This is a genomic window from Yoonia rosea (assembly GCF_900156505.1).
GTDB lineage: Bacteria > Pseudomonadota > Alphaproteobacteria > Rhodobacterales > Rhodobacteraceae > Yoonia > Yoonia rosea.
In genome coordinates this window covers 1232775-1251286 of the sequence record NZ_FTPR01000001.1, presented here as the reverse complement: position 1 = coordinate 1251286, position 18512 = coordinate 1232775, and the positions used below count along the sequence as shown (strand labels likewise).

Below are 18512 nucleotides of genomic sequence, written 5' to 3'. Positions count from 1 at the left end.
TTCTCCTTATGCCAGCGCGTGTTTGATGTCGGAAAAGACGTGCATGTCGACTTCGGAGACATCGGGATATTTCGCATCAAGCGCATATTTGACGGCCTCTTCGGCGTCTTTGGCGATCTCGGCGTTGAGCGCGTCGATCTCTTCCTCGGTGGCAAGGCCTTCGCTGACCAGATGCGCGCGGAACCGGATGATTGGGTCGCGGTTGTCTTTCCAGTCCTTCTCTTCGTCCTTGGACCGGTAATACTCGCGGTTGATGTCGCCCACATGGTGGCCGTGGTAGCGGTAGGTCATCAGTTCGATAAAGAACGGGCCTTCGCCCTTGCGGGCACGGGCAACCAGATCGTTGGCCAGCTTGTTGACGGCCAGAACATCCTGCCCATCCACCTGATGCGCTTCGATCCCGAAGGCCTCGGCGCGGGCGGTGATGGAACCGGCGGCGATTTCTTCGGTTTTGGTGTATTCGGAATAGCCGTTGTTTTCACAGGCATAGATGACGGGCAGGTTCCAGAGGGCCGCCATATTCATGACCTCGTACATCAGGCCCTGTGCGGTGGCGCCGTCACCAAAGAAACAGACGGTGACGTCATCGCGGCCCAGCATTTTGGCGGTAAAGGCAGACCCCGTGGCGATCCCCATAGACCCGCCTACGATGGCGTTGGCCCCAAGGTTTCCGTTGGACTGATCCGCGATATGCATCGAGCCGCCCTTGCCGCGGCAATAGCCTTCTTCCTTGCCCAAAAGCTCGCAGAACATCTCTTTAAAGTCAGCGCCCTTGGCCACGCAGTGCCCGTGGCCACGGTGGGTAGACGTGATCTTGTCGGTGGTTTTCAGCGCCTCGCAGATGCCGACGGCGACGGCCTCTTCGCCGGAATACATATGGGTCAGGCCCGGCATTTTGGCCGAGAGATACAGCTGGTTTGCGTTGTCTTCAAAGCTGCGGATACGGACCATCTGGCGGTACATGCGCAGATAGTCCTCGGAATTTGTTTTGGTTTTGGCCATGGCAGGCTCCCCCCTTGCCGGATCGTTTGATGAGGCGTGATGTGCAGGCCGCTACGGAAATGCAGCGGCCTGTCAGTGGTCTAGTAGCGGTTGGCGATAGGCAGCTCTTCGGCAGGGAACAGGCTGATCACCTCGCACCCTGTCTCGGTCACGACGACTTCTTCCTCGATCCGCGCGGCGGAATAGCCGTCGGTGGCGGGGCAGTAGGTTTCCAGCGCAAAGACCATGCCGGTCTTGATCTCCATCGGGTGATCCATCGACACCGCACGGCTGATGATGGGCCGTTCATGCAGCGCCAGACCAAGCCCGTGACCAAATTGCAGACCAAAGGCCTGATCCTCGCTTGCGAAACCCAGCTCTTGGGCCGTTGGCCAGACCTCGGCCACCTTATCGGTCGATACGCCCGGTTTGATCATCGCGATGGACGCGTCGATCCATTCGCGTGCCTTGGTATAGGCGTCATTCTGTGACGGGGTCGCGCGGCCGACGTTGAAGGTGCGGTAATAACAGGTGCGATAGCCCTGATAGGATTGCAGGATATCAAAAAACGCCTGATCGCCCGGTCGGATCAGACGGTCGGTGAAGTTATGCGGATGCGGGTTGCAGCGTTCGCCGGAAATAGCATTGATCGCCTCGACATCATCGGATCCCATCTCGTAAAGCATCTTGTTGGACAAGGCGACGATATCGTTTTCGCGGATGCCCGGTTTCAGCTCTTCGTAGATCATATGATAAACGCCATCGACCATGGCTGCCGCTTGGGTCAAAAGCTGGATTTCATCCGTGTTCTTGATTTCGCGCGCCGCCAGCATGATCTGCTGGCCATCGACCACGTTCAGTCCCTCTTCTTGCAGCGCGTGGAACATGGCCGTTTCAGCATAGTCCACCCCCACGGGCATATCGGCCATGCCGGCATCGCGGATCAATCCGGCGATCTGCTTGGCGTATTTTTTCATGAGCCCGAATTCCGGCGGGATCGTGCCGCGCATGCCCACAACACCGGCAAGGCAGTGGCTGGGTTCCAGCCAGTCAGAATGGCGCTTGTGGTGCTCTGCGGCCGATCCGAAATCCCACACATAGGGGCTGTCATCGCCTGTCAGCAGACAGAAACGGCACATCTTGTCGCGTTCCCATTCACCGATCTTGGTCGCGCTGACGTAGCGGATATTGTTCACATCGAACAACAGCAGTGTACCCGCGTTCGAGTTTTGCAAAGACTGGCGCGTGCGCGCAAGGCGGTAACGGCGCAGGCGGTCGTGATCGATGCGGCGTTCGAAATCCACGGACATATGGCCATGGGCCGGCAGCTTGTCGCGCCATTCCCAGTTGGGCTCGAGGTCCATGGGGGTGAGCAGGTTTGGCATTAGGGCGTTGCCCGGACGTTCTGACATTGCGGTCTCCTTCGGGGCGCATGGCCCCGTCTGAATTTTGGAATTTGAAAGGGTGGTGCGTTACTGGATGCACCAGCCGCCATCGATGTGGATCATCTGGCCGGTCATGTAATCGCTGTCATCGGACGCGAGGAAAGAGGCAGTGCCCACAATGTCCTTGGGGTAGGACACGCGCTTGATCTGGAGCGCATCGCGCACGATGTCGTCATAGGCCTGGCCTTCTTTTTCCTTGAACCCGATATCGACAAGATCCTTGTCGAGTTGTTCCCAAAGCGGCGTCACAACAACACCGGGCGCATAGCCGTTGACGGTGATATTATGCTCAGCCAGACCAATCGCACCGCAGTGCGTCAGCGCCAGACAGCCGTATTTCGAGGTGCAATAGACGGTCACATCAACCAGCGGCTTGCGCGACGCAATCGAGCCGACGTTGATCAGCTTATAGGGGTGATCCTCCATCGGACCCTGCGCGATCATCTGGCGGGCGGTTTCCTGCATCCCCAGCCACATGGCCTTGGTGTTGACGTTCATGATCATGTCCCAGTTGTCTTCGTCGATATCCATGAAGAAACGGGGTTTGTTCAGACCGGCGTTGAAGACGCCTACATTGATGGATCCGAATGCCTCAACCGTGGCGGCAACGGCGGCGACGTTATCTTCGCGCTTGGTCACATCCATCTTGACCGCAATTGCCTTGCCATTGCCTTCGGCATTGATCGCGTCGGCCACGGCTTGTGCCTGATCCCCGTCCAGATCGCCGATGCAGACATTGGCGCCTTGGGCGGCAAAGGCCTTGGCGTTGGCTTCTCCCATGCCGCGCGCGGCACCGGTGATCAGAATGTTTTTCCCTTTCAGGCGATTGGGGTCCATTGGTCTCTCCTCCTGTTGTCACGTAAACCCGTGCGTTAGATGATGGCGTCGGCCCTCCCTTGTGCGCGACGCAGTGCTTCTTTGGGGCTGACAATTCCACGCAGCATGTCGTGGAATTCCTCACCGCAAATCTGGATGATTTCGTTGATCTCGGGGATCGGCGGGCGCGGCCAGAATTGCAGCTCGTCGCGCCATGACATGGCGTCGACGGCTTCAAAAATGGGCGATACGCGCCGCACATCGGGATCAGCCGCAACAGAGTACCGTGGGTTTGTGCGGCTGCCGTTCTGGACGTAGAGTTTTTGTGCTTCGGGCGATGTAAAGACCCGCAAGGCCGCCACGGCATCCGCGACGCGTTCCTTGGGCAGATTTGCAGGAATACCCATCATATAGCCGCCGACAGGGGCGACCGGTGATGCATTCGGACCCGCCGGATGCGGCAGATAACCTGTTTGCTTTTGCGCAGGCGATGAATCGTCGAGCTCGAAATAGGGGGCAAGCAGGGTATAGCCGTAGGCCATTGCAATGCGGCCGCTTGCATAGGGGCGGACCCGTTCATACCAGGACATCGACAGGATTTCGGGCGGCGAGTATTGCAAAAGTTCAAGAAGAAACTCGGCAGCGCGCAGTCCCGCTTCTGTATCAATCGTGACGCGATACTGGCCTTTCGCAAGATGCGCGGTGTCAAAACCGCCCGCAATCCTGGGAAGATCAAGGATAGGCTGACCAAAGTCTGCCAAAGTCATAAGAACCGTGTGGCCCAAAGCCGTGCCCCGCGCCGCGTTCCATGCGATGCCGTACTGCCCCCGCTGCGGTGCATGCAGGGCTTTGGCCGCGGTCAGCAATTCGTCCGTTGTCTGCGGGGGAACCAATCCGTTCTGTGCAAAAAGATCCTTGCGATAGAACAGCAGCTCAGGCGTTGTCTGTGCCGGAACCCCGTAAAGCTTGCCGTTCCAATGTGCGGCCTGCCAGCCAGCTGTGTGGAAATCTGCGGGGTCAAGCTGCGCGATCTCCATCACCTCTTCCAGAGGCATCAGGATTCCACTGTCGGCGAATTCACCAACCCACGGCAGGTCGACCGCGATAATATCATAGCGGCTTGCCTTGCGTTCGGCGTTGATCTTGGCCTCCGAGCGCAGGCGATCAATCGAAAAGGCACGTTGATGGATTTGGGCGCCAAGCGTCTGTTCAAACTGGCGTTTGAGATTATCCATGACCATAAACGTCGGATCACCATGCACCAGAACCCGCAATCCCCCGGCAAGTTTAAGCGGCTCGGGCAGGACTTGCAGAGGCGGGATTGATTTGACGTTCATATAGGTGCCGCCAAAATAGTAATCCTCGGTGCGCCCCAGCGCCGAAGTGCTACCGAAGTGCTTTGCTGAAAGGCGCTCAAGGCGGCTCGACATCTGCATCCAGTGGTCCAGCAATGTCTCGCTGGGGTGCATGGAATAGCTTTTTCCTGTGCGTGTCCGCGGACGCTTTTCAATCAACCCGGCCTCGAACATTTCCTGCAAACGGCGGCTTGCAGTGGCATAGGGCGCGCGGCTTGCACCGATCAGGGACGTGGCCGTCACGACCTTTCCCTCGATATGGCCGCGCATCAGGGCAGCGATAATCCGTATATTGGGATTGGGCGAAGACAGATGGCCAAAGTCTTCCAACTCGTCCCCCAAGTCTTCGGCAAAGGCAATGGCACGAAGCATGGCGGTCTTTGCCTCTGGGGCAGCAAACCTTCTCATGGTATCTCCGGTCATTGCGTTCATTGCGCTTGCATGCCCCTTTCCGGGCGTTAGAAAAGCACCCCTACGTGGTGTGGCGCCTGTCTTTTCAGGCGTTTTATTCGTTTTGGATGTTTTGTTGGCTGACATTTTCTGCGTCCGTCCACTATCAAACTAAGGAGGATCAGATCGTATCACAAAAATATCCAAAATGGATAAATGGTTTCTCAAAGTGGATATTAATGATGCGGATGGCCGTCGCAGCGGCGCGCATGCTGGCATTGTCACCTGCAGAATGATGCAGGGCGATTCCCCGCTGGAGGAGTGGGGCGATAAAGAACATCAGACGATTTCAGGGAGGAAACGTAACATGACGATCCGAACAACTTTGACCGCAACCGTTGCAACAGCCGCAATTGCAACAGCCGGTGCGGCCTTTGCCGATGGCCACAGCCCGATGCGCATTGGCATCACGCAAAACAACGTGGGCGTTGACAGCTATCAGACCACTTACGAACAGGCGTTCATCGCAGCCGCCGAGGCAAACGATAATGTAGAAGTCGTCGTGCTTGATGCCGGCGGCGACGTTGCCCGCCAGATCGCGCAGATGGAGGACCTCATTCAGCAAGAGGTTGATGCCATCATCATTTGGCCGACAAACGGCGAAGCGGTGATCCCCGCAGTGCGCAAGGCCGCACAGGCAGACATTCCCGTTGTTGTGACCAACTCCAACATCGCCGAAGCAGGCTTTGATTTTGTCGCGTCCTTCTCTGGACCGGACAACATCACGCAAGGCTCACGCTCGGCCGAGATTATGTGTGACCGCTTCAAGGCGCTGGGCATCGAGAATGAAGCGCAGGTTGTGCAGATTTCCGGTCAACCCGGTTACACCACCGCGATCGAGCGCGCCAAAGGATTTGAAGACCGTCTGCCCGAGGTTTGCCCGAACGTAACATTGGTTGAAACACAGCCAGGCGACTGGAACCGCGAGAAGTCACAACAGGTGATGGAAGCGTTTCTTGTGAAGTATGATGACATCGACGGCGTTTACGCTGGTGATGACAACATGGGTGTTGGTGCATTGAATGCAGCGAATGCCGCTGGCCGGACCGAGGGTATCACCTTCGTCGGTGCGACAAACTTTGCAGTCGGTTACGAGGCAATGGAGCGTGGCGAATACTGGGGTTCGATCTATCAATCCCCTGTGGACGATGCAGAAGCCGCGCTGAAGACTGCGATCGACCTTCTGAATGGTGAAGAGCTGCCGTTCCTGAACTACTTCGACACACCGAAGATCACACAGGACAATATGAGCGAATTCACGAAGCCTGTCTTCTAAAGACCCTCCCAACGTGGGCGGGGGGCTTCGGCTTCCCGCCTTCGCTCACGTGAAGATAAAGAACAAAAGGGGGGATAGGATGGCCCGTATTTCCGGTCGTTCCTGTATCGTCACCGGTGCCGCGCAGGGTATTGGTCGCGCAATAGGTGAGGCGCTTGTCCAAGAGGGTGCCGATGTATGTTTTGCAGATATCAACGCAGAGAAAGCAGCAGAAATAGCTGAATTGAACCGCGCCACAGCCATTGGTCTGGGTGCGAAGGTGACACACGCAAAGGTCGATGTAACCGATCGCGCTGCCGTCAGAGAGATGATTGCCAAGACCGTTGCCGCCTTTGGAAAGCTGGACGTGATGTTCAACAACGCTGGCGTTAACAAGCCGATGAACTTTCTGGATGTAACTGAAGAAAACTGGAACTTCATCATGGGGATCAACGGGTTGGGCTGCATGATCGGCATGCAGGAAGCCGCCCATCAGATGATCGCCCAAGGCACCGGCGGCAAGATTGTGAACACCGCCTCAATTGCCAGCAGGCAAGGGTTTGATAACGTGGCACCCTATTGTGCAAGCAAATTTGCGGTTGTGTCATTGACGCAGTCCGGCGCCCGCGACCTTGCCAAACACAATATCACCGTCAATGGTTTCGCACCCGGCGTGGTCGCCACTGAAATGTGGGAGCAGGTCGACAAAGACCTCATGGATATTGGCGCTGCCGAGCGGCCCGGTCAGGCGATGGAAGAATTCTCGTCCGAGATTTTGCGCGGTCGCGTCGCCACCCCTGCCGATATCACCGGCACAACGAACTATCTGGCAGCGCCGGATAGCGACTACATGACCGGCCAGATCGTGATGATCGATGGGGGTATGGTACTCGTCTGATCCCGTGATGGGTCAGCAAACCACGCAAGTGGTCTCAGGGAGGAAGAAATGGCGACACTGTCGAAACAAGATATTGGTAAGATACTGGCGCGGCAGGGTATTCTGATCGCATTTGCGTTCTTTATCATCGGCTTTACCTTGGCCAATGGACGGTTCCTGAGCCCTGATAATGTGATGGGTGTCGTCCGGTCTTCTGCGATTTTGGGTGTGATGGCGTTGGGTGTCACCTTTGTGGTGATCAGCGGCAACCTTGACCTGTCGGTGGGCTCCATGATGTCGTTCTCGACCATCGTTGTGCTGGATCTGCACGACAAGATCGGACCGGCGCTGGCGATCCCTGCGATGTTTGCCATGACTTTGTGTCTGGGTGCGTTCATCGGTTTCTTGGTGGGGTATCTCAAGCTGAACTCGCTGATTGTCACCTTGGGCATGTTATCGGCCATCCATGGTCTGACGCTGACCTATTCGGGCGGCAAGAATATGGATATCGCCGATAAGGATGGCACGTGGTTTGATGTCTTCGGGCAAGGCACGGCGCTGGGCATTCCCGTGCCGATCCTGATGTTCCTTGCCCTTGCCGCGCTGCTCGGGATTATTCTCGCCAAGACCCCCTTCGGACGCAAAGTCTACGCTGTTGGCGGCAACGGCACGGCGGCCACGTTCTCGGGCATCAAGCGCGCGCGCACCGTATTTCTTTGCTACCTGATGTCGGCGGGCTGTGTTGCGACCGCGGGCCTTATTCAGGCCAGCCGGTCCTTGGGGTCGCAGAACACCGTGGGGCAAGGGCTTGAACTTGAAGTGTTGGCGGCTGTCATTCTTGGTGGTGCGTCACTGCTGGGCGGGTCGGGGACGATCTTCAAGACCGTCATCGGCGTGCTGATCCTCGGATTTATCCAGAACGGACTGCTTTTGGTCGGTCTGCAATTCTACGTCCAGTTTGTTGTGACTTGGATCATCATCATCCTTGCTGTCTGGCTCGATATTGCAGCCAAGCGCGGCAAGCTCTGGTCGAACATCGCTTAGGGGGCGGGGATATGCAGGCGGGAAAAATGACACCGTTCATCAAGACTGGCGCGATCTGGGCCTTTGTGGTGCTCGAGTTGATCTTCTTCAGTGTCGCGGGTGAGTTCCTGTCCCTTTCGGACAAGGCGTTCATGGACCTTGATAATATGCTGCTGCTGCTCAAGCAGTCGGCGCCGATTGGGATTATCGCGATGGGCATGACGATCATCATGATCAACGGCAACATCGACCTGAGCGTCGGGGCGATCTTTGCGCTGGCGGCGGTGATCCTGCTCGACAGCATGTCCTGGGCGATTTTTGCCGGTCTGGGCGATTGGGTGATCCCTGTGTCCTGGGCGCTGGCTCTGCTGACCGGCGTGGTGCTTGGCGCTATCAACGGGCTGATCGTGTGGAAGACGGGCGTTGATGCCTTCATCGTGACCTTGGGGTCGATGCTGGGCTTTCGCGGGCTGGTGTTTATGTACAACGGCGAAAACCCCACGTCCGAGCTGAACTGGACACTGGTGGACTTTGCCGAGGCGCAATTCCTGGGCTTGCATACGGCCACATGGTTTTTGGCGGCTGTCACCCTCGTGATCTGGTATGTGATGACGCGCACGGTGCACGGGCGCAACGCCTATGCTATCGGCAATAACCGCGAGGCGGCTGTGAACGCCGGCATCCGTGTGGGGCCGCATATGATGATCAACTTCATGATCATCGGCTTTCTGGCCGCACTCTCGGCCGTGGTGTTTTATTCGGAATCCGGTTCGGTCAACCCCAACGACGGCCAGCTCTACGAGCTTTGGGTGATTACGGCGGTGGTGCTTGGCGGCACCAAACTGACCGGCGGGGCGGGGTCCATCATCGGGACGCTGGGCGGCGTTCTGGCGATCCAGTTGTTGCGCAAAGGCTTGGGCCACATTGGCGCAGATACCGAAACTGTGAACCTTGTGATCGGCCTGATCCTGATTGCGGTGCTGTTTCTTGACCGCCAGTTGAACCTCAAAGGCAAAGAGGAGTTGAAGACATGACCGACCAAACCCCTGCACTGCGGCTTGAGGGCATCGTCAAAACTTTTCCCGGTGTGCGCGCGCTTGATGGTGTGTCCTTTGCGGTCATGCCGGGCGAGGTGCACGCGCTGATGGGCGAAAATGGCGCCGGCAAATCGACCCTGATGAAGGTGCTGGGCGGCATCCACCAGCCCAATGAAGGCCAGATCATCGTCAGCGAAGTGCCAACGGTCATGACATCACCCTTGCAGGCGAAATCCAAAGGGATTGTCTTTATCCATCAGGAACTCAGCCTTGCCGAAGAACTGAGTGTGGCGGAAAATATCTATCTGGGTGAATTGCCGCTGAAATCATTTGGCCGTGTGGACTGGACCAAGCTTTATGCGCAAACCGATGCGATCCTTGAGAAGCTGAAAGTCGGCTTTAACGCCAAGACGCGTGTTGGCGACCTGTCCATTGCCAACCAGCAAATGGTCGAGATTGCCCGTGCGCTGACCGTGGATGCCAAAGCAGTGATCTTTGACGAACCGACCGCGTCCCTGACCGACGCCGAAAAGGTCGTGTTGTTCGATGTCATCGCCGATCTGAAATCGCAAGGCGTGGGGATCATCTATATCTCGCACCGCATGGAAGAGATTTTCAAGATCACCGACCGGATTTCGGTGCTGCGCGATGGGCAATATCAGGGTACGGTCGTCACTGCCGAGACTAATGAAGAAGGTGTCACGCAGATGATGATCGGGCGCAAGCTTGACCTCAGCCGTGCAGCCGTCACCCATGAGTTGGGCGACGTAGCACTTGAAGTGCGTGATCTGTCCTGTGGAAAGCTCTTTGAAAACGTCAGTTTTCAGGTGCGCCGTGGCGAGGTTCTGGGCTTCTACGGATTGGTGGGCGCCGGACGCACTGAAATTGCCGAAACGCTCTTTGGTCTGCGCAACCCCAGCGGTGGCACCATTCATCTTGATGGGAACGAGATCAGGATCAACTCGCCCGCCGATGCAATCGCGATGGGTATTTCACTGGTGCCCGAAGACCGTAAAGGGCAGGGGCTAGTCCTTGGCATGAATTGTCGTGACAACATGACATTGCCGCAGGTCAGTGATCTGACAGCAGGCCCCTTTGTCGCCGAAGGTGCCGAAATCGCGATTTTCGATCAATACCGCGATAAGCTGGATATTCGCACGCCCGGCTGGAAACAGACCGTGGGTAATCTGTCAGGCGGCAACCAGCAAAAGATTGTGATCGGCAAATGGTTGTCGATGCACCCCGATGTCCTGATCGTCGATGAACCGACGCGCGGCATCGACGTGGGCTCAAAGTCGGAAATCCATAATCTGATCCGCGAACTGGCCGCACAAGGCTATGCCGTGATCGTCATCAGCTCGGAAATGCCCGAGGTGCTGCATGTGAGCGACCGGATTGTCGCGATGTACAGCGGCAAGGTCATGCGGACCTTCACCAGTGAAGAAGTGACAGAAGACAACCTGATCCAAGCCATTTCCGGAATCACACCCACGAACAAAGTCGCCTGATACGATCAGGTTGTCACGCTTAACCGTCACGGGTTGGCGATGACTGTCACGCATACGACTCACAACTGCGCCCGCGCATCGTCACGCTTGTCCGTTTTGCGATCCGTCGTTAGGCTACTGTCATGGCCGTAAAACCAGATCCTGTCTTTACCAAGTTGACCAAAGTGCTTTCGGCGCTGAAGGAAACGACTGTGAAAGAAAAGAGCGGAGAAGAGGCAGCCAGTGAGCTGAAAGAGGATTTCCGGCGCGAAAACGGGGGTGCCCCGCTCACCGATAGTCAGCGGCAAGCCGTGCGCCGGACCAAGGTCAGGGTCGAGTGGGAAAGCACGCGCAAAAAGCATGTCAGGCGCTGCGTTGCCTGCGGGACGCAACTGCCGGTCACTGCGCGTGCGGACGCGAAAACATGCAGTGACGCATGTCGGCAGAAACTGGCGCGCAACCGTTAGATTGAAGTCCTACCAGTCGCAATCAGCGTAACCGCTGCTCAGGCAGTCATGCGCCATCAGTTGCGCAAGCGAGATATCTGCGACTGTCATATCCTGGGCGACCGACGCGCGCAGGATATCGCCACCCTCGAAACCGTTCACATCACCAATGGCGTACCACATATAGGCTTTGACATCATCTTGCGCGACGCCCTCGCCATTTCTGTGCATGACGCCAAGGGTGGATTGTGCAAAAGGGTCACCCTGTTTGGCCGCCATCGCGTACCAATTGATCGCTTGTGCCAGATCCTGCGGTACACCCTCACCATTGCGGTACATCACGCCAAGATTGAATTGCGCCGTGACATTCCCCTGTTCGGCAGCCTTGAGATACCACCGCACAGCCTGCACGTCGTCGCGGGGAACGCCTTGGCCGTTGTCATACATATGGCCCAGGTTGGTCTGCGCTGCAGCGTCGCCCTGTTTGGCGGCAAGCCGGTACCATTTCGCAGCCTCGGCATAATCCCCGAAGCCATCCTCATAAGTTATACCGACGTTATAGAGTGCGAGAACATCGCCGTTTTGCGCAAGGGGAAGAAGCTCTGCGAGTGCAACCTCATAGTTCCCCGCATCAAAGGCTGTCATCGCCCGATCATAGCTCTGAGCAATTGCGGCAGACCCCGATGACAAAACGAAAGCCGAAACACAAACGGCGGAACCTAGGAAACGCATGAAACACCATATACTAAACACTTTCACACTGGACCGGATCGGCGAAAAGGTCAAACTGAAGCGTGGGACGCCAGTTTTTGAAGAACAGGCGAACATGTCGCAAGCGCGAAAGATCGAGGCCTTGCAGCGCCCGGCAGTCGGTTTTGGATGGTTGCGAATGTATGGCCTGTCGTCCGAACGCCAAAGTCTTGAAACGCCACCGCAATCCCGCGATGCAGATGGTCGGTTGGTGCGCACGATTGCCGCTTGGGCTGTCGTGGCGGAGGAGGTGGGATTAGAAGTGTATCTCTGAAAGGTCAATAAATTAAGGGATATCGAGAGCGCATATACTCCGCATTACCTGTCAGATACCCTCCGTTTGAGCAACGAATAAGGGTGCGCCCGAGAATATCTTACCGTTTCTTGAGTTGGACTATGAGTGATTTTGTGAGCGGCGCTGTGCTGAACCCGTGGATGCGCTGTTTGCCGTAGGCCTACCCATTTCAATTCTTGGTTGAAATCATGCCGCATTGTGTTTTCAGTGGCTGTGACCGAAATTGCAGGAAGATATGAAATGGCGTTGAAGTTCTTTGCAGTATTGTCGGGCGTTGCCGGGACAGGAATGTGGCTCTTGGCTTTCTGGGCCTTGGATGATGCCGTGACCAACGGAACCACCGCCCCCGCTTTTACTCAAGGCTTAAAGTACGGGTTCTATCTTTGGATAACCGCAATCTTGCTGTCCACTTTTGCGGATTTGGTCAATTACCTCAAGACAATCGCAGAAAACTCAGAGGAGCTTGTATTAATCGCACAGCAGTCTGGGTCTTGGGGGGACGATGACTGAGGCGCAGATTTAACATGGAAGAAAAGATCAGAATGCAGCGCATACGGATGCTGAGTGCTTTGGGTGACTTCCAACTGGCGCTCAGCGCAGCCGACTTCATGCAAGAGGCTGACGAAGACCAGAAGTACAACCATGTCGAGTTGCGGCGATTTAGGTGTTACGAGCATACAGCCATCGTTTCTTATGCGCGGCCTTTCTCACAATCGAAAGGGAAAACACCGAAGCTCAGTTTAAAGATGTGTGGTGTGACGTTGACGCCGGAAGAGCAAGAATTGCACGACCGTGTCATCGATCTGCGAAATAAACTGGTGGCGCATTCTGACACTGAGATGATGAATTTCGCAGCGCAAGCTGGAGAAGTGATGAGACACGAAGGTCAGCCCTTTTACGGCCTCATGGTCAAGCATGATGAGGGTTTGCAGTTTTACAAATGGATGGACCAACTCGACCTTATCGACTTGATCCGAAAGGTGAGCTTCACGCTCTATGATAAGATGAGCGAGCTGGTCCAAGACGACCCAAAGGCGTTTGATATCAAGGTCCATTTTTCCGACCAATCGGTGTGATCTGCCGTTGGCTGCGCGTTGTGCTGATGACCGCTAAGCGGGACGAAGCGGGCATTCTCTGCTGTCGCACCAAGGTCCGCTCGGAAGAACCGGAAGCATAAAAACGGTGGTTTCCGCAACGAGTAGGCTTGTCAGCTATTTTTTTAGTTGCTCTTGCAGTGCATCGAGCCTTTTGGACAGCTTTTCGTGAAATTCGGTAAGAGATTGGCTCATCAAGTCGCCCGCAAGGTTATCCGGGAGTTCTCCGTTCACAATTATTTCTTTGATACGGTCGAGGATCTGGCCGATGTCCATGGCTTGTTCTTCTGGCGTGAGTGACATTTCTTCTCTTTTGTGTTTTGAGTGGGGGGTAATGTTGTTGCTACCTCTATTTATATAAACCTGAATTTCCGGGTGCCTGTAACCGTCACGGGTAATCTACTCTCCATCCCATCGGTTCATATGCTACGGCAGTAACCTCGGGAAGAGCTGACCTGCCAAAAACGGTCGATTCCGCTTGTGGCAGAAACAGTTGAGTTTTGGCAACCGAGCGCCAGACACAGAGTATTTGCCACCAGATGTTGACCAACAGCAGTGCTGGCCTGAGACTACCCGTCCTTTTACTCCTCCGGCACCCTCAGAGAAGTTCCGTCGCAGTCGCGATGATAGATCATGATTGTCATCAGCGCTGCCAGCATGGTCATGTGGGCATCATCCATCGCATCGAAATGCGACTGCCCATAGTCGAGGGCCATCTGAACCCTGCCATTTGCTGCGATGGCCAGCTCTCGTTGCCCAATATCTTGGAACGCACCCTGTTCTAGTATCGACTGATAGTCCGCCCCATACCAACGACCGCCTTTCTTCTGGATGGGCCACTTGAGCGCGGTGACGACCCGTTCAGCCAAGCGGTCCTCATTGTCGTGGTAGCGGTCAGGCCGTGGCGATCCGGCGATTTGGTAAATGATTTCATTCAGATCGCCCGCGAAACTATCCGCTTCAGGTTCGTATCGATCCACACCCCAAGCTGCCTCCCAGCTCATGGTAATGTGACTTAAAGGACGCAGAACCATGTAGTCGAGGTAATCGCTGGCAGCAAAGAAAGCCCGCACTAGCTCTGGCGGGTGCACGGTTGTCGGCTTGCGGGAACGAGGGGTCTTTCGCAAAGTAGAGTTCCATTTGGTTGTCTGTCATCCAGTTGGCTGCCTAAGCCGCGAAATCGAGGTGATGGGAAAGGTGGCTGTATACCTCGTATACCGGAAACTTAACATTCCGCTTTATCTCCAGTCCATAGCAGACCTCGGCACATCGCGTAGCACCGATAAATTTGGGCTCTTAACTGCCATTCGCTGCGGGATGACCCAAGGTCTGCTTTGGCCTCAAACCGGTAGCATTATTGCTGCCCTTATTTGAGACGACGCCACACATCACATGCGGCGTCTCTGGTTTGCAGGGTGGGTGGCAGATGTCAGCCTTTGAGGCTCTTCAAGTCCGCTTCCATTAACTTGATAATATAACTCCGAGCAGTCTCAACAGGCACCAGTTGCGCTTTCGAGGGACACCAAGTGCGCTCATTGGCCTGCAGTGCCTCCTCGATGTCATGGGTCCACCATATCGTCCCGCCGCTTAGGACGGCACCGTCACTACGCTGGATAACCTTGCGCACACCTCTGGTCCCAGCATTGCGCTGCCCCGCGATGGCCTCAGAGAGGCGCTCACGGTGTCGCTGGGTCATGAGGTCACCCATCACTGGAACTCTGCGGCATTACGAGGCCTGCAGATCGAGCATGTTGACGCATGTCCTGCTCGAGGACGCGTGTGGCAGCAGCAACCACATTGATAACTCGAGCAGCGGCGCTAACGCCGGCCCCGAGCGGGTTGTTCCCAGATGCGGCCAAGGCTGCTTCGTACTCCGAGCGGGCCTTGCGTTGGGACTTGTGCAATCCCACGAGACAGGACGATGCCATGTCCCAAGCTGTCATTTCGGTGGCGGGTGTGTTGTTGGTTGTATCGGTCATAGGTTTATACTTTCTATTTGTTCAGGAATGGTGTGATCAGGTCGAGGTCGATGATCTTGCTGGGGACTGCAGCGGTTGCTTGGAGGTGGAACTGATAGACATCCTTCGGGGACAGCCCACGGAGCCACAGAGCGGACCCAAGCTGACGTTTGTACCCAGCGATGTCGTAGTAGAAGATGCGGTCGGTGCGCTTGCCATCGGTGAAGGCTGCGGGGAAGAGGACAGACCGGAGAGCGTTGGTCGATAACATCCACCACATATCTGCATCCTCGGTCATGGCCTCCTTCAACAGGCCAGCCATGGTGTACTTGACAAGTGATTGATCCTGACGCGCCATCCGACGGTGCCACTTCAATGCCTGAGGCGTTACCTTGTTCTTGATGAACACTCCGTAGCTGTCGGGATGTCCTGCCTCGAGCATCTCGAGCTTGTTGAAGTTGATCTCGGTGTCTGCCCCTCCGAACCGGTTCCGTTGCACTCGAGCAGTGTCGTAGGTGTAGCGTTCGCCGGTGTGTTGCTTCGATATTGAGCGGAGCATGTGGATGGCATCTGGTCCGATTTGCATGATCGGTTTGATCAGGGGCTGGGTGGCTGTGCTGTCGGCTGTTACGTTATTCATCATTGGTTTGCTTTCTTCATTACTTTGAGCATTTCGGCTGTGACCAGTTCCTCGAGTTCATCGAGTTCATCGTGACCCCCAGCTAGTGCGGCGAGGGTGTTGCGGGCTTGATTGAAGTTCAGAGCGAGATCGAGTTTCCAGTTGGACAGTCGTTCCAGTAGGAACATACCAACGACGTATCGACCGAGGGGTGTGCCCTCGATGATCTCAGCTTCTCCTGCAGATCGACCTAGTGTCCTCAAGATGGGCAGGAGGTCCTGCCTCATGCGGCGGTCGTTGGACTGCTTGTTGTAGGCCTTGCGGGCCTCAGGTGACTTGCGGTGGTAGCTTGCGACACGGGCACAGTTGAGATGGCAATACTTGGCGGAGGCGATCTTATGCTCCGGGATTGGGCCTTCACATTGGAGGCAGATGCGGGGTGCTTGGGTTGTCTTGGTCATGGGTTTAACTTTCTAGCTTGGTCATGGTTTTGGGTTGGTTGGTCTGGTAGTTGGTTGGATCAGCCGGCGCTGAGGACGAACCTCATCGGCCCACCTGCGTCAGCTTCACGTACCCGTCGCCCAGCCCACCACTTGATGGGGGTCGCTGCGAATACTGGGGTGGTGCCTCGGGTGAACTTGACGTGTTCTTCGGGATCACTCCCGGCTTCGATGAGGTCACGGCAAAGGTCGCATGGTCCCCGCCCGGGTGTACCGGCGAGGTCGATCTGAATAGTCATGGTTTTGGGGTTCTTTCGGGGTTTGACCAATAGCCTCCCTGCAGTGCCTAGAGTGGCTCTGGGGGATGATGGGTAATGGATTGTGGAGATCGCATTCTAAGGAGCGATTGGTCGTGCTTTAGGGGTGCTTACGGGTGTACTTTAGGCTGTGATGCGCTCGTCACTCGCTGCAAGCTCCTCATCGGTCATAAGTGCGTACAGAATGTCGATTGTATCTGCCCTGATCGTCTGACCAATGTCCTTGGACTGGAGGTTGTGGGATGCATTCCAGTTGGCGATGTGATCGAACACTTCGAGTTCCACACCGAGGTTATCGGCGAGGGCTTGGAGCAGCCCTTCGACAGCCTCTTCCTGTGCGGCGGTGATGGTGTCGGCACGGTGGCCATTTCCAGCAGCGAGACCTCCAACGACGCCGATGAAGAGAGCCTGCTGTTGGTATCGTTTGATGCGAGTGCGTGAGGAGCGGGTCAGGGGATTGCGGCCTACCTCGATGCGGCCTTCTGTGCTGATCACGTAGTGGTGGGAGCATCCGAGATAATGGTCTGTGGCATCGAGCATGTCGATTGCTGCTGCATCGATCCGGGGGTCAGGTACGTGGCTGGTGTACGCCAAGACGATCTTGTTTGTGGTCTCCCGGTACATCGTTGGGAACAACTCTGTGCGGAGCAACGCGGCGGCGCGGTGAACTTTGGGTGTCATCGGGGGTGCCCTCCTCGGGTGGGTTTGTCTTACATCTGGATACCCACGCCTCGAGGGCTTCAATGGTGATGGGTTGTTTGGTGGCGGGGTCGTAACCTGCATCAATGATATCGACGGTGGCGAACCAGTAGTCATGGTCTGCGATCTGGGGACGCTTGAGGGACAGTAGGGCAAGCTCGATGTCTGTATCCCAAGCTTGGTTCTTGAAGGTGTTGTGCATTCGGTTGGTCTCAATGTCTGGACCGGCCACCGGCCCTGCGCACTATTCTGGCACAGGACTGGGTAGATGGTTGTTGGTTGAGGACACTCAGGGCACACTTGAAGATTAGCCGCGTCAACCGACCACAATCGGGAGGTCTGGGTCTTCATAGGCTGCGCTGAGTGTCCTCTAGGCCTGCTCAGGTACGTCTCCTGCTGCAGGTATCGGGGGTGGGCGGAGGTTAGCGTTCCCCTCGTGACCAGCTTTCGGCTTCGATGAGGAACTCAGGCCACGAATGGTCAGCCTTCCCGAGTGCCCGCATGGTTGCGTAGCCTCGCAGGACCTCATTAAACTCGAGGTCGCCCCGGGCGATCTCAGCGATCCGGTTGAAGCCTTCTTGACCGAGTTCAGACATCGCTGATCGGGTCGATGCTGTCTGGACGGTTGTCTCAAGGTTGGTCACGATGTCACGCTGATCTTGGGTGAGGTCTTGCAGGTTGACCGTGCCATCCCGGAGGCCATCGAGTGTTTCGGTCACCTCGGTCACTGTGAGACCTGCCAGTGCAACCTGTCCCAGCGCGGTGCTGTACTCAGAGGCTTCACGATCAGACAACTGACCTGCATTGACCTGAGCATTCAACTCAGCGACCGTTGCATCGTATCCTTGGTGCTCCGTCTCGTTACCTATGGACACCTCGGGTGCTTCCTGTGGCACGGCGTTGCCCACGGACAGGCCTGTGTCTGGCTTGTGCTGGTTGATCAAACCCATGTCCTTGGCCATCGCATAGGTGATCTCCATGCCTTGGACGGTGATCAGGTCCGTGTCAGCGACTTGGGATAGGTCGTTGGTCACGCGGCCATGCATACCGGATCGGACGTGATAGCCTTCACCTTGGGGTGCGTCTACGGACGAATTGGTACGGCCACCACCTGTGGATGTTGAGGCTGAGCCATCGGGGTTATGTGAAATTGTTTGAGTGGTCATGG

At 56.2% G+C, this 18512-nt stretch carries 20 protein-coding genes; 9 read left to right on the top strand and 11 right to left on the bottom strand.

Going from position 1 to position 18512, the window contains the following annotated elements:
- Nucleotides 1–6: 6 nt before the first annotated feature.
- The 4 genes from B0B09_RS06165 to B0B09_RS06150 form a co-directional block, all read right to left on the bottom strand.
- Entirely contained in the window at nucleotides 7–1002 is a 996-nt protein-coding gene (locus B0B09_RS06165; RefSeq protein ID WP_076658808.1) for a thiamine pyrophosphate-dependent dehydrogenase E1 component subunit alpha, read from the bottom strand.
- Between the two features lie 80 nt (nucleotides 1003–1082).
- Entirely contained in the window at nucleotides 1083–2393 is a 1311-nt protein-coding gene (locus B0B09_RS06160) for a M24 family metallopeptidase (protein ID WP_076658805.1), read from the bottom strand.
- Between the two features lie 60 nt (nucleotides 2394–2453).
- On the bottom strand, nucleotides 2454–3263 hold the full coding sequence (locus tag B0B09_RS06155) for an SDR family NAD(P)-dependent oxidoreductase (RefSeq protein ID WP_076658802.1): 810 nt from the start codon (nucleotides 3261–3263) through the stop codon (nucleotides 2454–2456).
- A gap of 35 nt (nucleotides 3264–3298) precedes the next feature.
- A complete protein-coding gene (locus B0B09_RS06150) occupies nucleotides 3299–5005 on the bottom strand; it encodes an extracellular solute-binding protein (protein ID WP_242654351.1) in 1707 nt (568 codons plus the stop codon).
- Between the two features lie 349 nt (nucleotides 5006–5354).
- Between B0B09_RS06150 and B0B09_RS06145 the strand changes: the two genes are divergently transcribed.
- From B0B09_RS06145 to B0B09_RS06120, 6 genes are all read left to right on the top strand, one after another.
- Nucleotides 5355–6323, top strand: a complete 969-nt coding sequence (locus tag B0B09_RS06145; protein ID WP_076659823.1) for a sugar ABC transporter substrate-binding protein — start codon at nucleotides 5355–5357, stop codon at nucleotides 6321–6323.
- A 79-nt stretch (nucleotides 6324–6402) separates the two neighbouring features.
- Nucleotides 6403–7200 carry an SDR family oxidoreductase gene (locus B0B09_RS06140; protein ID WP_076658797.1) on the top strand — a complete coding sequence of 266 codons (798 nt, stop codon included), beginning with the start codon at nucleotides 6403–6405 and terminating at the stop codon, nucleotides 7198–7200.
- Between the two features lie 48 nt (nucleotides 7201–7248).
- The gene (locus B0B09_RS06135) at nucleotides 7249–8223 is read left to right on the top strand and encodes an ABC transporter permease (RefSeq protein ID WP_076658795.1); all 975 of its coding nucleotides are present in this window, start codon (nucleotides 7249–7251) and stop codon (nucleotides 8221–8223) included.
- An 11-nt stretch (nucleotides 8224–8234) separates the two neighbouring features.
- A complete protein-coding gene (locus B0B09_RS06130; RefSeq protein ID WP_055293189.1) occupies nucleotides 8235–9236 on the top strand; it encodes an ABC transporter permease in 1002 nt (333 codons plus the stop codon).
- Nucleotides 9233–10747 (top strand): sugar ABC transporter ATP-binding protein, encoded by a 1515-nt coding sequence (locus B0B09_RS06125; RefSeq protein ID WP_076658793.1) that lies wholly within the window; start codon nucleotides 9233–9235, stop codon nucleotides 10745–10747. Before B0B09_RS06130 ends, B0B09_RS06125 begins: the two co-directional genes overlap by 4 nt.
- Before the next feature lie 122 nt (nucleotides 10748–10869).
- A complete protein-coding gene (locus tag B0B09_RS06120) occupies nucleotides 10870–11193 on the top strand; it encodes a hypothetical protein (RefSeq protein ID WP_076658789.1) in 324 nt (107 codons plus the stop codon).
- A gap of 9 nt (nucleotides 11194–11202) precedes the next feature.
- Here B0B09_RS06120 and B0B09_RS06115 read toward each other — a convergent pair whose 3' ends face one another.
- A complete protein-coding gene (locus tag B0B09_RS06115) occupies nucleotides 11203–11817 on the bottom strand; it encodes a tetratricopeptide repeat protein (protein ID WP_242654350.1) in 615 nt (204 codons plus the stop codon).
- Between the two features lie 85 nt (nucleotides 11818–11902).
- Between B0B09_RS06115 and B0B09_RS06110 the strand changes: the two genes are divergently transcribed.
- The 3 genes from B0B09_RS06110 to B0B09_RS06100 all read left to right on the top strand — a co-directional run bounded on the left by B0B09_RS06110 (nucleotide 11903) and on the right by B0B09_RS06100 (nucleotide 13293).
- Nucleotides 11903–12196: a hypothetical protein gene (locus B0B09_RS06110; RefSeq protein WP_076658786.1), complete on the top strand. Its 294-nt coding sequence runs from the start codon at nucleotides 11903–11905 to the stop codon at nucleotides 12194–12196.
- A gap of 234 nt (nucleotides 12197–12430) precedes the next feature.
- Nucleotides 12431–12727 (top strand): hypothetical protein, encoded by a 297-nt coding sequence (locus B0B09_RS06105; protein ID WP_131825002.1) that lies wholly within the window; start codon nucleotides 12431–12433, stop codon nucleotides 12725–12727.
- A gap of 14 nt (nucleotides 12728–12741) precedes the next feature.
- Nucleotides 12742–13293 (top strand): hypothetical protein, encoded by a 552-nt coding sequence (locus B0B09_RS06100; protein WP_131825001.1) that lies wholly within the window; start codon nucleotides 12742–12744, stop codon nucleotides 13291–13293.
- A gap of 135 nt (nucleotides 13294–13428) precedes the next feature.
- Here the strand turns inward: B0B09_RS06100 and B0B09_RS06095 are convergent, their stop codons facing one another.
- The 6 genes from B0B09_RS06095 to B0B09_RS06055 all read right to left on the bottom strand — a co-directional run bounded on the left by B0B09_RS06095 (nucleotide 13429) and on the right by B0B09_RS06055 (nucleotide 18510).
- On the bottom strand, nucleotides 13429–13614 hold the full coding sequence (locus tag B0B09_RS06095) for a hypothetical protein (RefSeq protein WP_076658781.1): 186 nt from the start codon (nucleotides 13612–13614) through the stop codon (nucleotides 13429–13431).
- A gap of 278 nt (nucleotides 13615–13892) precedes the next feature.
- Nucleotides 13893–14402, bottom strand: a complete 510-nt coding sequence (locus B0B09_RS06090; protein WP_084190736.1) for a hypothetical protein — start codon at nucleotides 14400–14402, stop codon at nucleotides 13893–13895.
- Nucleotides 14403–15303: 901 nt separating this feature from the next.
- Complete coding sequence (locus B0B09_RS06075; RefSeq protein WP_131825000.1) at nucleotides 15304–15912, bottom strand: hypothetical protein; 609 nt, start codon at nucleotides 15910–15912, stop codon at nucleotides 15304–15306.
- Entirely contained in the window at nucleotides 15909–16349 is a 441-nt protein-coding gene (locus B0B09_RS06070) for a hypothetical protein (protein ID WP_076658773.1), read from the bottom strand. The genes B0B09_RS06075 and B0B09_RS06070 overlap by 4 nt, the downstream gene beginning before the upstream one ends.
- Before the next feature lie 419 nt (nucleotides 16350–16768).
- Nucleotides 16769–17326: a peptidoglycan recognition protein family protein gene (locus B0B09_RS06060; RefSeq protein ID WP_076658770.1), complete on the bottom strand. Its 558-nt coding sequence runs from the start codon at nucleotides 17324–17326 to the stop codon at nucleotides 16769–16771.
- Nucleotides 17327–17766: 440 nt separating this feature from the next.
- Nucleotides 17767–18510, bottom strand: coding sequence for a hypothetical protein (locus B0B09_RS06055; protein ID WP_131824999.1), 744 nt, complete (start codon nucleotides 18508–18510; stop codon nucleotides 17767–17769).
- Between the last annotated feature and the right edge of the window lie 2 nt (nucleotides 18511–18512).

What these genes read in the sequence shown, in the direction of transcription:
- B0B09_RS06165 (WP_076658808.1), bottom strand. Translation starts at nt 1,002, where the DNA reads ATGGCCAAAACCAAAACAAATTCCGAGGACTATCTGCGCATGTACCGC.
- B0B09_RS06160 (WP_076658805.1), bottom strand. Translation starts at nt 2,393, where the DNA reads ATGTCAGAACGTCCGGGCAACGCCCTAATGCCAAACCTGCTCACCCCC.
- B0B09_RS06155 (WP_076658802.1), bottom strand. Translation starts at nt 3,263, where the DNA reads ATGGACCCCAATCGCCTGAAAGGGAAAAACATTCTGATCACCGGTGCC.
- B0B09_RS06150 (WP_242654351.1), bottom strand. Translation starts at nt 5,005, where the DNA reads ATGAGAAGGTTTGCTGCCCCAGAGGCAAAGACCGCCATGCTTCGTGCC.
- B0B09_RS06145 (WP_076659823.1), top strand. Translation starts at nt 5,355, where the DNA reads ATGACGATCCGAACAACTTTGACCGCAACCGTTGCAACAGCCGCAATT.
- B0B09_RS06140 (WP_076658797.1), top strand. Translation starts at nt 6,403, where the DNA reads ATGGCCCGTATTTCCGGTCGTTCCTGTATCGTCACCGGTGCCGCGCAG.
- B0B09_RS06135 (WP_076658795.1), top strand. Translation starts at nt 7,249, where the DNA reads ATGGCGACACTGTCGAAACAAGATATTGGTAAGATACTGGCGCGGCAG.
- B0B09_RS06130 (WP_055293189.1), top strand. Translation starts at nt 8,235, where the DNA reads ATGCAGGCGGGAAAAATGACACCGTTCATCAAGACTGGCGCGATCTGG.
- B0B09_RS06125 (WP_076658793.1), top strand. Translation starts at nt 9,233, where the DNA reads ATGACCGACCAAACCCCTGCACTGCGGCTTGAGGGCATCGTCAAAACT.
- B0B09_RS06120 (WP_076658789.1), top strand. Translation starts at nt 10,870, where the DNA reads ATGGCCGTAAAACCAGATCCTGTCTTTACCAAGTTGACCAAAGTGCTT.
- B0B09_RS06115 (WP_242654350.1), bottom strand. Translation starts at nt 11,817, where the DNA reads ATGACAGCCTTTGATGCGGGGAACTATGAGGTTGCACTCGCAGAGCTT.
- B0B09_RS06110 (WP_076658786.1), top strand. Translation starts at nt 11,903, where the DNA reads ATGAAACACCATATACTAAACACTTTCACACTGGACCGGATCGGCGAA.
- B0B09_RS06100 (WP_131825001.1), top strand. Translation starts at nt 12,742, where the DNA reads ATGGAAGAAAAGATCAGAATGCAGCGCATACGGATGCTGAGTGCTTTG.
- B0B09_RS06095 (WP_076658781.1), bottom strand. Translation starts at nt 13,614, where the DNA reads ATGTCACTCACGCCAGAAGAACAAGCCATGGACATCGGCCAGATCCTC.
- B0B09_RS06075 (WP_131825000.1), bottom strand. Translation starts at nt 15,912, where the DNA reads ATGATGAATAACGTAACAGCCGACAGCACAGCCACCCAGCCCCTGATC.
- B0B09_RS06070 (WP_076658773.1), bottom strand. Translation starts at nt 16,349, where the DNA reads ATGACCAAGACAACCCAAGCACCCCGCATCTGCCTCCAATGTGAAGGC.
- B0B09_RS06060 (WP_076658770.1), bottom strand. Translation starts at nt 17,326, where the DNA reads ATGACACCCAAAGTTCACCGCGCCGCCGCGTTGCTCCGCACAGAGTTG.
- B0B09_RS06055 (WP_131824999.1), bottom strand. Translation starts at nt 18,510, where the DNA reads ATGACCACTCAAACAATTTCACATAACCCCGATGGCTCAGCCTCAACA.